A 14,814-nucleotide genomic window follows, 5' to 3' on the forward strand; every position below is an offset into this window, starting at 1 on the left:
TCATCCGCAGAGACGACCACGAAACGCGCCCGATGGGGGTTTCTGGTCACCAATCTGGTCACCAGACGCCGAATCGCGCCATTTGACGGAGTGAGGAGGGAGCCGGACTTCCTAGGGAACTCTAGCGATTCGTTGCTGGGGTACCTGGACTCGAACCAAGAACAACTGAACCAGAATCAGCCGTGTTGCCAATTACACCATACCCCAAGGGCGAAACCGGAGCCTCGCACCGAGAGTCAAGCTTACCCGAGCGGCGTGCAGATGGCGAATCGGCGCCGGATGCCCGGGCGTGGCGCCCCCGGCGCCATCACAGCTCCCCCATGCGGGCCGGCTTCGTCCACCGCAGGAACACCGTCGAGCGGGTGATGCGCGCGAGATCCGCCAGCAGAGCGCCGACCTTCGTGCCGATGCACAGGCTGAGGAACATCATCGGTGCCGACGCCAGCGCCTGCGCGTCGAAACTCGCCAGCGACACCAGACCGACCGTGCCGGGCACGAGCAGCAGGAACGCCGGCTGGAACGACACGGTGGCGGGCACGGCCAGCATCACGCGCTCGAGCACGCGGGCGGCGACGAACAGCACCGCCGCGGCGATCCCGGTCGCAACGACGCTGCCCACCTGCTGACTGAAGAACGCGAGCACCGCGTAGGTGCCGGTCATCGCCGCGATGCACACGAACGTGAGCCGGAAGCCGGATCCGAACGCCAGACCGATGCCGACGGCGAGGACGATGACGGCAGGCCATGCAGTCCACAGCGGCGGCAGGGCATCCCATCCCCCACTCTCGTTCGCGAGGTGCACGGCCTCGCCGACCAGTGCGGCCGAGGCCGAATCGACGCGCAGGCCCGTCAGCGCGGCACCCGAGTACAGACCTGCTGCCATGAACGCCAGCATGATCAGTCCGTACATGAGCCGTGATGCGCCCGTCACGATGTCCGTCGAGGTCAGCTCGAGCAGCGCGTTCGTGATCAGCGCGCCCGGAACGAGGATCGCGACCGGCGCGCACACCGCGAACAGGGGCACCGGCCCGAGCTCCAGGGCATTGGCGACCAGGCCGACGAGCAGAGTCGACAGGAACGACGACACGAAGGGCGCGACCGCCGCCGCTGCGCGCACCCGCATCATCAGCAGGGTGAGCCCGCCGACGAGCAGTCCGACCAGCAGCGCGAGCGCCGCCGCCCACCACGGGCAGCGGAACAGCACCGCCAGCGCCGCCGAGAGCAGTCCGCAGCCGATGACGCTCTGCGCGCCCGGCATCCGGCGGGGCGTCGCGCGGATCGCCGCCATGCGCGCGGGAGCGGATGCCAGCGGCACCGCCCCCATCTCGAGGTCGCGCACCAGCCTGCTCGCGCGAGCGGACTGACGGAACGTCAGCGCCTCGCCCTTGCCGATCACCGTCGTGGTCGCCGACGCCGCACCGGGCCTGCTGACCATGACCATCTCCGGCAGGATCGCGAACTCGAGGGTCGTCTCGGGCGCCGCGCGACGGCTCACCTGCTCGAGAGATCCCCGCACATCGGTCACCGAGGTGCCGCATTCGAGAAGCAGCACGCCGAGATCGCCGAGGATCACATCCGTCTCGGCGGCCGGCATCACGGCATCCGGCGCCAGACGACTCACGCCAGGAAGTCGGCGAGCATGCGCAGACGACGCAGCGACTCGCCCTTGCCCAGCAGCTCCATCGACTCGAACAGCGGCGGCGAGACGCGCCGACCCGTCAGAGCGACGCGCGGGGGGCCGTACGCGATGCGGGGCTTCAGCCCGAGCTCGTCGACGAGCTTCGCCGAGAGCGCCGTCTGGATGGCATCCGGGGTGAAGTCCTCGACCGGCTCGAGAGCCGCGGCGCACGCCTCGAGCACCTCGGCGGCGTTCGCCGGCAGGCCCTTCAGCGCATCGGCCTCGTACGAGACGTCGTCGGTGAACAGGAAGCCGAGCATGCCGGCGGACTCGCCCAGCAGCTGCATGCGCTCCTGCACGAGCGGCGCCGCGCGGAACGCAAGAACGATCTGCTCGTGGGTCGGCTCGCCGCCGAACACGTCGGCCGCGGCGAGATAGGGCAGCATCCGCTCGGCGAAGTCCTTCTCATCCAGCATCCGGATGTGGTCGCCGTTGATCGACTCGGCCTTCTTCTGGTCGAAGCGGGCCGGGTTCGGGTTGACGTCGGCGATGTCGAACGCGGCGATGAACTCGTCGAGCGAGAACACGTCGCGATCGGCCGCGATCGACCAGCCGAGAAGCGCCAGGTAGTTCAGCAGGCCCTCGTGGATGAAGCCGCGCTCGCGGTGCAGGAACAGGTCGGCCTGCGGATCGCGCTTGGACAGCTTCTTGTTGCCCGTCTCGCCGAGCACGAGCGGCATGTGCGCGAAGCGCGGCACGAAGGTGGTGACGCCGGCCTCGATCAGGGCGTCGTACAGCGCGAGCTGGCGAGCGGTCGACGGCATGAGGTCTTCGCCGCGCAGCACGTGGGTGATTCCCATCAGCGCGTCGTCCACGGGGTTCACGAACGTGTACAGCGGCACGCCGTTGGGGCGCACGACGACGAAGTCGGGGAACGATCCTGCGGGGAACGTCACCTCGCCGCGGATGAGGTCGACGTAGGTGAGATCCTCGTCGGGCACGCGCAGCCGAAGCGCCGGCTGACGGCCCTCGGCGCGGAAGGCGGCCTTCTGCTCGTCGGTGAGGTCGCGGTCGAAGTTGTCGTAGCCCAACTGCTTCGCGCGGCCGTTGGCCTCGTTGCGCGCGTCGATCTCCTCCGCCGTCGAGTAGCTCTCGTAGAGCGCGCCGGTCGCCAGCAGCTTCTCGATGACGCCGCGGTAGATGTCGTGCCGCTCGGACTGGCGGTACGGCGCGTGCGGACCGCCGACCTCGACCCCTTCATCCCAGTCGATCTTCATCCAGGTGAGCGCGTCGACCAGCTGGCGGAAGCTCTCCTCGCTGTCGCGCGCGGCGTCGGTGTCTTCGATGCGGAAGATCAGCTTGCCACCGTTGTGGCGCGCGTACGCCCAGTTGTACAGCGCCGTGCGCACCATGCCGACGTGCGGCAGGCCGGTCGGCGAGGGGCAGAAGCGCACGCGGATGTCGGATCCGGTCGCGGTGGTGGTGAGGGGATGCACGGTAGCCATATCCCCTCGATTCTATCCGGGGCGGATGCCCGACCCCGGCGCGCCCCGACACCGCACTGCGATCAGTGGACGTGCTCGACGGCGATCGCTGCGGTCTGCGTCATCGGCATCCGTCCGCCGTCGGTGCGATCTGCGGTCAGGTCGTCGAACGCCGTGCGGAACCGCGCGCGATCGGCGTCTGCCAGCGTCGCGTAGAACGCACCCGCACCGGCCACTCCCCCGGTGACCGACTGCCAGAGCGCCTCCGGCTCGACGTGCCACGTCCACGTGAGCTCAGTGACCTCGGGGTGCCACCCCGCCTCCGTCAGCATCCGTCGCAGGCCGTCGGCGGTGCGCTCGAAGTCCTTGTCGGGGTCGAGTCGTGCCGGGGATGCCGGAGCGAGGCCGGCGCGCGCGGTGACCTCGCGCCACAGCGCAGTCGGTGCCGCCGACCAGGTCGTGACGATCACGAGGTCGCGGGACACCCGTCGCAGCTCGGTGGCCGCAGCTCGCGGGTCGGGAACGTGGTTCAGCACGAAGTTCGCCGTGACCGCGTCGAACCGGCCGTCGTCGAACGGGAGATGCGGTAGCGCGTGGCTGACGATGGGCAGCTTCGGATGCCGGGCGCGGGCGACCTCTCGCATGCTGGGCTCGGGCTCGGCTGCGGTGACCCGCCAGCCGGCATCCGCCCATGCCGCGGCGAGGGTGCCGTCTCCCGCGCCGACGTCGAGCAGCGCGCGGCCGCGAGCAGGCCCGGCGATCTCCCGCAGCCGTTCACCCGTGCCCGCGCACAGCGCGGCGTACGAGGCGGCGAACGCCTCGCCCGTGCCCGCCCAGCTCACGCCGCACCATCCCGGATCATGCCGCACTCGCCGATCATGCCGTCTCGCGGATGCGGCCCAACGGCGAGAGGGCGATGATGGCGATCACGAGCACCAGCGCGACCGTGGCGAGGCCGCCGTAGCCGAACTGGGTGAGCACGATACCCGCGCCTGCGGCGCCGACGGCCGCCGTGAGGCTCATCAGCGAGTCGCTGACGCCCTGACGCCTCGGGCGCATGAGCACGGTCGACGATTCGGTCAGCAGCGCCGCCCCGGCAACGGTCGCGGCGCTCCAGCCCAGGCCGAGCAGGATCAGCGCGACCATCACACCCGCCGGATGATCGCCGGCGATCATCGCGGTGAGCAGCGAGGCGGTGAGCACGGCCTGCCCGAGCAGCACGACCCGGATGCGCCCCCACCGATCGGCGAGGATGCCGAACAGCGGTGACAGGCCGTACATGCCTGCGACGTGCAGCGCGATCGTGACACCGACCAGCAGTGTCACATCCTGCGTCGATCCGTGTCCGCCGCCGTGCGCCATGTGCTTCAGATGGATCGGCGTCATCGCCATGACCGACGCCATCACGGCGTGCGAGCCGGAGACGGCGAAGATCGCGTAGCGCGCGACGACCGGTCGGTCGATGTCCGCGCCGAGCACGGCGCCCTTCGCCGAGGATCTCGCCACCGTCATGGCGGTCAGCAGCGGGTCAGGACGCAACGCGACGACATACAGCACGAGCGCCGCTGCTTGCGCGATGAGCGAGAAGAGGTACGAGCCGGTCAGCGGCGGCATCCCGATCCGGGCGCCGACCTCTTCGCCCAGCGGCAGCAGCAGAGGCCCGGTCACGCCGCCCACGGTGGTCGACCAGACGACGATCGACAGATCACGCCCGCGGTGTGCGGGCGAGGCGAGGTCGGTGGCGGCGAAGCGCGACTGCAGATTGCCGGCGTTGCCCATCCCGATCATGATGATGCCGACCAGCAGCAGCGGGAAGAAGCGCAGCGCGGCAGAGGTGATCACGATGCCGATGCCGATGAGGGCCAGCAGGTTGCCTGCAGTCAGCGACATCCTCCGGCCGCGGCGCGCCGCGAACCGGGACAGCGGGATGGCGAAGGCGGCGGCTCCCAGGGTGACCGATGCGGTCGCGAGCCCCGACAGCGCGTCATCGCCGGAGAGGTCGGCGGCGAGCAGCGCGCCGAGCGAGACCGTGGCGCCGAATGCGATGCCGCCGAGCACCTGCCCGGCGGCGAGCACGCCGACGGTGCGCCTCTGGACGGCGGGCAGATCCTCGATCGGCGGCGTGCTCACCGCACTCACGCGGCGGGGGCGGCGTCGCGCACGAGGTTGCGCAGCACGCCCAGTCCGCTGATCTCGATCTCGACGATGTCTCCTGCCACGATCTCGCCGACGCCCGCGGGTGTCCCGGTCATGATCACATCCCCGGGCAGCAGGGTGAAGACCGCAGAGGCGTAGGCGATGATGTCGGCGACCGAGTGGATCATGTCGGTCAGCGGAGCCTGCTGGCGGGTCTCGCCGTTCACACGGGTCTCGAGCCTGGCGCCGGCCGCGTCGAACTCGGTCTCGATGATCGGCCCGAGCGGGCAGAAGGTGTCGAACCCCTTGCCGCGGGTCCACTGCCCGTCCTTGCGCTGCAGATCGCGGGCGGTCACGTCGTTGCCGATCGTGTAACCGAAGACGTAGTCCAGGGCATCCGCGGCACTGACGTTCTTGGCGATGCGGCCGATGACAGCGACGAGCTCGCCCTCGAACTCGGTGCGCTCCGAGATCGCGGGGCGCACGATGCTGTCGCCCGGGCCGATGACCGCGGTGTTCGGCTTGAGGAAGAGCAGCGGCTCCTCCGGCGCGACGTTGCCGAACTCCGCCGCGTGGTCGTGGTAGTTGCGCCCCACGCAGACGACCTTCGAGCGTGGGATCACCGGGGCGAGCAGTGCGACGTCGCCGACCGGCACGCGCTCCCCCGTCGGCTCGTAGCCGGCGAACATGGGGTCGCCGTCGAGCACGACGATCTCGTCATCGTCGAGGATGCCGTACCGGATGCCGTCGTTGTGACTGAAACGCGCGATCTTCACCCCGTCAGCCTATCCCCGCCGTCCCTCCCCCGCCGGTCCTCCGCCCCGCCCGCCCTCTGCCCCGCCACGCCCTCTCCCCCGCCGGCCCTCCGCCCCGCCTCCCATCAATTGCGTCGAAACCCCTACTTCTTGCCGACACCCCCAGCTACGGGCGACCGTACGTAGGAGTGTCGACAGTAGGTGGGGGTGTCGGCGGCCGCGCGACCGGCGGCTGGAGGCGGGAGCGTGAGCAGCGAGCAGAAGGCAAGAGCGCTCAGCCGGGTGGACGGACGCCGAATGCCGCGAGGCGCGCGCCGAGGGCATCCGGCGTCCTGATGTGTTCGTATCCCCAGCGAGCGAATCGCCACCCGGTCACGCCGCGGATGTCGTCCTCACGCCGCTTCTCCGCCAGCACTGCCGTGTGTGCGTCAGGCGCGCTCCGCAGAGTCGCGTCGGTGTACTTGCCCTCACCATCGAACTCGCCGAAGGTGCGGGAACGCAGGAATGCGAAATCGACCCAGTACTGGTCGCCCTGCGACCCGGTGACCGGGATCTGCAGGTCATATTGCGAGAACCCGAGCTGGTGCAGGCGGACTCTACTCACACTCTCGCCTGGCAGCTGAGCGCGGCCGTCGGCGAACTCGATGACGCACCGTGCCTGCCGCACGCCTCGGAGCCCGATGCCTGCCCGTTTCAGGACATCCGCTCGCCATTCCGCGTCCGCGTCGGCATCCCGCTGCTGGCCGGTGACCGACACCTGCCGAAGTGCCGCATCGGCACAGCCGACGGCCATCTCGAACGTTCCCGTCCGCGCGACGTCTAGTGCAGTGCGGGCCGGCGATGTCAGCCGAAGGCCATCGAGCTCCGCCACCTCGTCAGCCGCCAGCCGCATGTCCCGCCGGATGACCCCGGCGATCACCCGACTGTGCCGTCGTCCGTCGACGACGATCTGCACCGGCTTGTCGCCCATGCGGTACAGCGGCAGGCCCCAGATGACCGCTGCGGACGTATGACTGAACAGGGGCCCCGTTCCGGGACTGGTTGCGCGCACCGCCAGCACCTTCAGCAGATGCCGGCCCTCCCACCACAGAGTGGACCAGTCGCCCGCGCGGACATAGGCACCGCGATGCAGCCTGATCAGTCGCCCCGCAGCGACGTCCTGGCGCAGTCGCCGAACAGGTAAGCCAGCCGCCAGAAGCTGCTCTCTGCTCAGCAGCAGCTTCCTGGCCTGAGAGATCTCGAGACGTCGGCGCATTCCGACATCCTGATCCGCCGGACCGGGCACATTCCGGCCCTCCACAGGCAAGATCGCTGAACCCTGCCTGTGCAGAACGAGTCCGTACCCCGCGACACCCCTACAAAAGGACGACACCCCTACCTGCGGACGGCCGCACCTAGGGGTGTCGGCAGCAGGTAGGGGTGTCGGCGAAAAACGGCAGAGAGGCCCAGGTCAGTCGACCCGGACGAGCCAGCCGTGCTTGTCTTCGCGCCGGCCGTACTGGATGTCGGTCAGCTCCTCGCGCAGCGAAAGGGCTAGGTCGCCGAGTGGCTGCTCGTCTTCGAAGTCGTCCGAGACGAGGGAGCCGATCGGGGTGACGACGGCGGCGGTGCCGCAGGCGAACACCTCGACGATGTCACCGGATGCCACACCCTGGCGCCACTCGTCGAGCGAGACCGCACGGCGCTCGACCGTCAGCCCCCGGTCTTCCGCGAGCTGCAGCAGCGAGTCGCGGGTGATGCCCTCGAGGATGCTGTCGGACTGCGGCGTCACGACCCGGCCGTCCTTGTACACGAAGACGATGTTCATGCCGCCGAGCTCTTCGACATTGCCGTCCTGATCGAGGAAGACGACCTGGTCGCAGCCCTTCGCCGAGGCTTCGGCCTGCGGCCGCAGGCTGGAGGCGTAGTTGCCGCCGGTCTTGGCCGCACCCGTGCCGCCCTTGCCCGCGCGGGCGTACGTCTTCGACAGCCAGATGCGCACCGGCTTCACGCCACCGGTGAAGTAGGCGCCTGCGGGCGAGGCGATCAGGTAGTACGCCACCTTCTTCGCGGGGCGCACCCCGAGGAACGCCTCCTTCGCGAACATGAACGGCCGCAGGTACAGGCTCTGGTCGACTCCAGACGGCACCCAGGCTCCGTCGACGGCGATGAGCTCGCGGATCGACTGCACGAAGTACTCGGTGGGCAGCTCGGGCAGGGCGAGACGGCGGGCGCTGCGGCGCAGGCGCTCGGCATTGCGGTCGGGGCGGAACGTGTACACGCCACCGTCGGCATGGCGGTACGCCTTGATGCCCTCGAAGATCTCCTGCCCGTAGTGCAGCACTGCGGCGGCCGGGTCGAGTGAGATCGGGCCGTACGGCTGCACGCGCGGCCGGTGCCAGCCGCCCTTCTCCGACCAGCAGATGTCGACCATGTGGTCGGTGAAGTTCGTGCCGAAGCCCGGGTTCTGCAGGATCTCCTCACGCTGTGCCGGGCTCTTGGCGGCGAGATTCTTCGTCACGGCGAACGTGAGCTCAGCGGTGTCGGAGCTGGCTGTGGTGGCGGTGTCGGTCATGTCTGTCCTTTGTCGGGATGCGGCGGCGATGCGCGCGTGCTCTCAGGTTACGCCTGCAGCCGGGCGATGATCGCGTCGCCCGTCTCGGCCGTGGTGCGCGCGGCGCCCCGGCCGGCGATGTCTGCTTCGACCGCCCGCTGCACCCGCGCGGATTCGTCGCGCAGGCCGAGGTGGTCGAGCAGCAGGGCGACCGACAGGATCGCTGCGGTCGGATCGGCCTTCTGCTGCCCCGCGATGTCGGGAGCCGAACCGTGCACCGGCTCGAACATCGAGGGGAAGGCGCCTTCGGGGTTGATGTTGCCCGAGGCTGCCAGGCCGATGCCGCCCGTGACGGCACCGGCGAGGTCGGTGAGGATGTCGCCGAACAGGTTGTCGGTGACGATCACGTCGAATCGCGCCGGATCGGTCACGAGGAAGATGGTGGCGGCGTCGACGTGCAGGTAGTCGACGGAGACGTCAGGATGCTCGGATGCGACCTGATCGACGATGCGCCGCCAGATCGCGCCTGCGTGCACGAGCACATTCGTCTTGTGCACCAGGGTGAGCTTTCGGCGCCTCCGCTCGGCGAGCTCGAAGGCGTAGCGGACCAGGCGCTCGACGCCGAATGCGGTGTTGACGCTCGTCTCGTTCGCGACCTCGTGCGGGGTTCCCTTGCGGATCGCCCCGCCGTTGCCGACGTACGGCCCCTCGGTGCCCTCGCGCACGACGACGAAGTCGATCTCGCCGGGGTTTGCCAGCGGCCCGGATGCCCCGGAGAACAGCTTCGAGGGACGCAGGTTCACGTAGTGGTCGAGTTCGAAGCGCAGCTTCAGCAGCAGGCCGCGCTCGATGTTCGCGTCTTTCAGGCGTTCGTCACCTGGCATGCCGCCCACGGCGCCCAGCAGGATCGCATCGTGCGAGCGGATCGCCTGCAGGTCGTCGTCGGTGAGAGTGTCGCCGGTGGCGAGGTAGCGATCGGCACCCAGCGAAAACGACGTCTTCTCGAATGTCACGTCGCCGTCTGCGGTGACCGCATCGAGCACCCGCTCGGCCTCGGCGATGACCTCTCGTCCGATGCCGTCACCCGGGATGACGGCCAGCTTCACGACGCGCGACATGAGTCTCCTTGGGGCCCTGCTCGTCCGCAGCGCGGGTCGCCGCGGACTCTGTCTCCAGCGTAGCGGCGCCCTGGCACCGCTCACGCCGGATGTCAGCGCGTCGGACGCAGTGTGGTCGCGGCGACGACGATGGCGGATGCGACGAGCAGCGCGCCGATGAGAGAGGTTGTCACGATGCCGGAGTCGAAGGCGTGCGCGGCGGCCTGCCACAGGGCATCCGCCTGGCCGCTCGGCAGATCCTGCGCGGCCGCGTACGCGCCGGCGAGAGTCTCGCGTGCCTGGGCGGCGGCCGTCCCGGACACGCCGTCCGGGATCGTGAGCGCGCCGCGGTAGAAGGCCGTGATGATCCCGCCCAGCACAGCCGTGCCGAGCACCGCGCCGAGCTCGTATGCGGTCTCGGAGACGGCGCTCGCGGCGCCCGCCTTCTCTGCCGGAGCGTGAGCGAGGATGAGCTCGTTCGAGATGGTCTCGGCGGCGCCGATTCCGATGCCCAGCACCACGAATGCCAGGATCAGCCAGGCGACGCTGTTCCACTGGGCGGTGAACGCGACGATGAGGTATCCCCCGACCGACAGCAGCAGCCCTGCGGGAACGACGATGTGCGGTGGCACACGGCGCGAGATGGGCACCACGCTCAGGCCGGCGACGATCATGGCGGCCATGCCGGGCACCAGGGCGAGACCGGCGACCATCGGCGAGAGCCCGAGCACGAGCTGCAGCTGCTGAGGCACGAAGTAGAGGAATCCGACGAGCGCGATCACGCTGAGCAGGTTCACGAGGATCGCACCGCTGAAGCCGCCGCGACGGAACAGGCTCATGTCGAGCATGGGCGTCTCGACGCGCAGCTGGCGACGCACGAACAGCCACCCCATCACCAGGCCCACGACGACGAGCAGCGCGGCGACGATCGTCGGTCCGTCGACGGCGAACGACTTGATCGCGTAGACGATGGGGATCATCGCGGCCATCGACAGGGCGATCCCGAGCGGGTCGATGCGTCCTGGGTTCGGGTCGCGGCTCTCCGGCAGCAGCCAATAGCCGCCGATGAGCAGCGGCACGAGCATGGGCACCGCGATGAGGAACACCGAGCCCCACGCGAAATGCTCGAGTAGGAATCCCCCAACGACCGGCCCCAGCGCCGATCCTGCCGAGAAGCCCGATGCCCAGATGGCGATGGCCAGGCGGCGCTGGTCGCGGTTCGGGAAGATCGAGCGCAGCAGCGACAGGGTCGATGGCATGAGCATGGCGCCGAAGAAGCCCAGGGCCGCCCGTGCGGCGATGAGCAGGCCGGCCGTCGGCGCGAACGCCGCCAGCGCGGACACGACGGCGAAGCCGGTGGCGCCGATGAAGAGCATCCGTCGCCGACCGAACCGATCGCCCATGACGCCCATGGTGACGAGCAGGCCCGCGAGCACCAGGGAGTAGACGTCGATCACCCAGAGCTGCTCGGCACCGGTGGGACGAAGAGCGAGCGAGATCTCGGGCAGCGCGAAGCTGAGCACGGTGTTGTCGACCGACACCAGCAGCACGGGCAGCATGAGCACGGCCAGCGCGGCCCACCCTCGTGCACCGACGCGCGCACCCTCGTCGTGGGTCAGCCGGGTCGGGGCTGTGACGGACATTCCTGCACCTCTTCTGCTTCGCCAGTTTCTAAACCGTCCGGCTGGTACAGTAACACAGGATCCCGATCGTCAGGAGTAGCCGATGTCCCGTCCCCCGCTTGCTCGCGAACGCGTACTCGACGCATATCAGAGCATTCTCATCGCCGAGGGCGAGCGAGCCGCCACTCTCGAGGCGGTGGCGCGCGAGGCCGGGGTCTCGAAGGGCGGGCTCCTCTATCACTTCGCCGCGAAGGAAGACCTGACCGCCGGACTCGTCGCCCGGCTGGCCGCGCTGACCGATGACGACCTGCACCGCATGTCGGCCGCGGCGGAGGGGCCGATCGCCTACTACGTGCGCACCTCGGTCATGGAAGACGACGCGCTCGACCGCACGCTCATCGCCATGACGCGGCTCGCACAGGGCGGCTCGGCGACGGCATCCGATGCCCTGCGCGAGGTGCGCACCCGGTGGGCGGATGCGATCCGTCCGCACGTACGCGACGAGACGGCACTCGATCTGGTCATGCTGCTCAGCGACGGGCTGTACTTCAACAACTCGCTCGCCGAGCCCGGCGACGACCAGAGCACGCTGAGCGAGTTCGTGCCCGCGGGCGCCGCGCTCGAGCGACTGATCGACCTGGTGGTGAACGCGACGACCCCGACCGCGAGCTGACTGGGGCTCCGTGTCACCTGGCACGGCTGCGCCTGTCCGGGAGCCAGATGTCGCCTACGCGGGGTCCATAACCGGCATCCGGCTCCTCGCCTCAGCCGACCCCACCCCGCCCGGGTTGAGCCGGGAGCCACATGCCGGCTGTGAGCGCCGCATCACCGGCACGTGCCTCCTCGCACCAGAAGCGAGGAGGCATGTGAGAGCTATCAGACCTCGGCGATCTCGATCTGACGGAACAGATCCGCGTCGATCGCCGCGCTGACGTCCTCGAGCAGCTCCTCGGCGACGGGCGAGTCCAGGGTCAGCACGCTGAGCGCCTGGGCACCGGCCGCCTCTCGTGCGATCTGCATCCCGGCGATGTTGATGCCGGCGTCGCCGAACTTCTGGCCGTAGACAGCGACGATTCCGGGGCGGTCTGTGTACAACATCACGACGTGGTGCTTCTCGATCGGCAGCTCGATCGCGTGCTCGTTGATCGACACGAGCTTCTCGATCTGCTTCGGCCCGGTGAGCGTGCCGGACACCGCCAGCTGCGACCCGTCGGAGAGAGCCCCGCGCAGGGTGATGACGTTGCGGTACTCCTCGCTGATCTCATCCTGCAGCAGGCGCACGGCGATGCCTCGCTGCTCGGCGAGCAGCGGCGCGTTCACGTACGACACCGTCTCGCTGACGATGTTCGTGAACACGCCCTTGAGCGCGGCGAGGCGCAGCACGCTGACGTCGTAGTTGTTCAGCTCACCGTGCACCTCGACGTCGAGACTGGTGATCGGCGCCTGCGCGAGCGCGGAGAAGATCTGGCCGAGCTTCTCGACGAGAGGGATGCCCGGACGCACGTACGGGTCGATGACGCCACCGGCGACGTTGACGGCGTCGGGCACCAGGTCGCCGCCGAGCGCGAGGCGCACCGAGCGCGCGACGGAGACGCCGGCCTTCTCCTGCGCCTCGTCGGTGCTCGCACCGAGGTGCGGGGTGACGACGACGTTGGGCAGACCCAGCAGCGCCTGGGCGGTGCTGCCCTCGGCGGGGGGCTCGGAGGTGAACACGTCCAGTCCGGCGCCGGCGATCTCGCCGGCGACGAGCGCCTCGTGCAGGTCGGCCTCGTCGATCAGACCGCCGCGCGCGACGTTGACCACGAACGCGGTCGGCTTCATGGAGGCGAACTGCTCGGCCGCGATCATGCCGGTCGTCTCGGGCGTCTTCGGCATGTGGATGGTGATGAAGTCCGACTCGGCGACGAGCTCGTCGAGCGTGACGAGCTGCACCCCGAGCTGCTGCGCGCGAGCGCTGGTGACGTAGGGGTCGTAGGCGATGACGCGCATGTCGAAGGCGTTCAGTCGCGCCGCGACGAGTGCGCCGATCCGGCCGAGGCCGATGATGCCCACGGTCTTCTCGAACAGCTCGGCTCCGGTGAACGAGGTGCGCTTCCATGCGCCGCTCGACAGGGACGCGTGCGCAGCGGGGATGCGACGGGCCAGGCTCAGGATGTGCCCGACGGTGAGCTCTGCGGCCGAGACGATGTTCGACGTCGGCGCGTTGACGACCATGACGCCCGCGGCGGTCGCGGCCTTGATGTCGACGTTGTCGAGACCGACGCCGGCCCGGGCGACGACCTTCAGCTTTGGTGCATGCGTGAGCGCCTCGGCGTCGATGCGCGTGGCGGAGCGCACGAGCACCGCGTCGGCGTCGGCGAGGGCCGCGAACAGCGCCTCACGATCGGTTCCATCGACCTCGCGAACGTCGAAGTCGGGCCCGAGCGCCTCGATCGTCGCGGGCGAGAGCACCTCCGCGAGCAGGACGACGGGCTTGGTGGCGGTGTTGTTCGGCACAGGTATCCTTCGGGGCAGGACGAGCGATGGTCAGCCGATGCGCCGCACGCCGTCGGGGCGCAATCGCGACAAACTTTACCTCAGCGCCGCCGGCGCCCCCGACCGTGTGACGGCCCGAGTCAGCGGCACGATCGCGGACGGTCAGCTCAGCAGCGACCCGCCGTTGCGCAGCGCGAAGCTCAGCGTGTCGAGCCAGAACACCGCGCTGAGGCCGAGCCCGGCCAGCATCGCGACGATGAACACGCCGAGCGGGCGGCGGCGCGTGACCAGCAGCGCAATCGCGAACACGATCATCGGCACGATCACCGGCATCACCAGCAGGGTCCAGCCGTACCCGCTGATGCCGGCCTGCGCCATCTCGATCAGATAGAAGGTGGCATTCCAGATGACGAATGCGTAAGCCAGACCCAGGATGCCGGTCGCGAACCCGCGCGCCGCGCTGACGAGCCGCGATGCCGTGGGGGCGGCGGTCGGAGTGTTCTCGCTCACAGCACTCCCCCTCCGCCGGCGACGACGAACGGCCAGGGCACGAGCAGTGCGGCGCCGACCACCAGGGCGCTGATGCGCACCCAGTCCCTGACTCCGCGGGTGAGCAGGATCGTGGCGGTGAACCAGAGCGCAGGCGCGAGCACGGCGATCCACATGCTTGCGAGATACAGCGGAGCCGGGAGCATGAACATCGCCTTCGCCTGCATCCCCACTCCCCCGATCGCCCAGCCGATCGTGTAGAGCAGGTAGACGCCGCCGAGGATCCCGAGCAGCACGAGCGTCGCCGTGCCGATGCCCTGCGACTCGTCCTCGACGTCGGCCCCGCGGACGGAGTCGACCGTCGTGGGTGCGTCGGGATGCCCGCTCGCGGGGGCGACGGCCGCTTCTGCAAATCCCTGATCGGCTGATCGGCGGTCCGCGGGACGACGGGATGCGACATCGCGGTCCTGTTCGCGGCGCGGGTGGGGTCGGCGCGCCTCGAGCGCGTCGTCGCCCTCCCAGCTGAGAGCGTCATCCTCGGGATCGGAATTCATCTCTCCAGCGTACCCAGCGCGCTGCGACCCTCCCACTAGGCTCGGGCTCAC

13 protein-coding genes and 1 tRNA gene are annotated in these 14,814 nt (G+C 69.5%); 1 reads left to right on the forward strand and 13 read right to left on the reverse strand.

The features are described 5' to 3' along the window. Positions 1-135: 135 nt before the first annotated feature. The 10 genes from PGB26_RS11775 to PGB26_RS11820 form a co-directional block, all read right to left on the reverse strand. Positions 136-207 (reverse strand) — tRNA-Gln (locus PGB26_RS11775). Positions 208-307: 100 nt separating this feature from the next. Then, a complete protein-coding gene (locus PGB26_RS11780; RefSeq protein ID WP_271637805.1) occupies positions 308-1,621 on the reverse strand; it encodes a threonine/serine exporter family protein in 1,314 nt (437 codons plus the stop codon). Continuing rightward, entirely contained in the window at positions 1,618-3,123 is a 1,506-nt protein-coding gene (gltX, locus tag PGB26_RS11785) for a glutamate--tRNA ligase (RefSeq protein ID WP_271637807.1), read from the reverse strand. The genes PGB26_RS11780 and gltX overlap by 4 nt, the downstream gene beginning before the upstream one ends. 62 nt (positions 3,124-3,185) lie before the next feature. Next, on the reverse strand, positions 3,186-3,944 hold the full coding sequence (locus PGB26_RS11790; protein ID WP_271637808.1) for a class I SAM-dependent methyltransferase: 759 nt from the start codon (positions 3,942-3,944) through the stop codon (positions 3,186-3,188). 34 nt (positions 3,945-3,978) lie between these two features. Further along, positions 3,979-5,232, reverse strand: a complete 1,254-nt coding sequence (locus tag PGB26_RS11795; RefSeq protein ID WP_271637809.1) for an MFS transporter — start codon at positions 5,230-5,232, stop codon at positions 3,979-3,981. Positions 5,233-5,237: 5 nt separating this feature from the next. Further along, positions 5,238-6,014, reverse strand: coding sequence for a fumarylacetoacetate hydrolase family protein (locus PGB26_RS11800; protein ID WP_271637810.1), 777 nt, complete (start codon positions 6,012-6,014; stop codon positions 5,238-5,240). 253 nt (positions 6,015-6,267) lie between these two features. Further along, entirely contained in the window at positions 6,268-7,248 is a 981-nt protein-coding gene (locus PGB26_RS11805) for a type IV toxin-antitoxin system AbiEi family antitoxin domain-containing protein (protein ID WP_271637811.1), read from the reverse strand. A 195-nt stretch (positions 7,249-7,443) separates the two neighbouring features. Continuing rightward, positions 7,444-8,547, reverse strand: a complete 1,104-nt coding sequence (locus tag PGB26_RS11810) for a branched-chain amino acid aminotransferase (protein ID WP_271637812.1) — start codon at positions 8,545-8,547, stop codon at positions 7,444-7,446. Positions 8,548-8,594: 47 nt separating this feature from the next. Then, positions 8,595-9,644: a 3-isopropylmalate dehydrogenase gene (locus tag PGB26_RS11815; protein ID WP_271637813.1), complete on the reverse strand. Its 1,050-nt coding sequence runs from the start codon at positions 9,642-9,644 to the stop codon at positions 8,595-8,597. 92 nt (positions 9,645-9,736) lie between these two features. After that, positions 9,737-11,266: an MFS transporter gene (locus tag PGB26_RS11820; RefSeq protein WP_271637815.1), complete on the reverse strand. Its 1,530-nt coding sequence runs from the start codon at positions 11,264-11,266 to the stop codon at positions 9,737-9,739. Between the two features lie 82 nt (positions 11,267-11,348). Here PGB26_RS11820 and PGB26_RS11825 point away from each other — a divergent pair, with 82 nt between their 5' ends. Further along, positions 11,349-11,918, forward strand: a complete 570-nt coding sequence (locus tag PGB26_RS11825; RefSeq protein WP_271637816.1) for a TetR/AcrR family transcriptional regulator — start codon at positions 11,349-11,351, stop codon at positions 11,916-11,918. A gap of 203 nt (positions 11,919-12,121) precedes the next feature. Here PGB26_RS11825 and serA read toward each other — a convergent pair whose 3' ends face one another. From serA to PGB26_RS11840, 3 genes are all read right to left on the reverse strand, one after another. Continuing rightward, positions 12,122-13,741, reverse strand: a complete 1,620-nt coding sequence (gene serA, locus PGB26_RS11830; RefSeq protein WP_271637818.1) for a phosphoglycerate dehydrogenase — start codon at positions 13,739-13,741, stop codon at positions 12,122-12,124. 141 nt (positions 13,742-13,882) lie between these two features. Further along, positions 13,883-14,230: a hypothetical protein gene (locus tag PGB26_RS11835; protein ID WP_271637820.1), complete on the reverse strand. Its 348-nt coding sequence runs from the start codon at positions 14,228-14,230 to the stop codon at positions 13,883-13,885. Beyond that, positions 14,227-14,763 carry a DNA polymerase III subunit gamma/tau gene (locus tag PGB26_RS11840; protein WP_271637821.1) on the reverse strand — a complete coding sequence of 179 codons (537 nt, stop codon included), beginning with the start codon at positions 14,761-14,763 and terminating at the stop codon, positions 14,227-14,229. The genes PGB26_RS11835 and PGB26_RS11840 overlap by 4 nt, the downstream gene beginning before the upstream one ends. Positions 14,764-14,814 lie beyond the last annotated feature (51 nt).

The sequence above is a fragment of the Microbacterium sp. nov. GSS16 genome, from assembly GCF_028198145.1.
Taxonomy (GTDB): domain Bacteria; phylum Actinomycetota; class Actinomycetes; order Actinomycetales; family Microbacteriaceae; genus Microbacterium.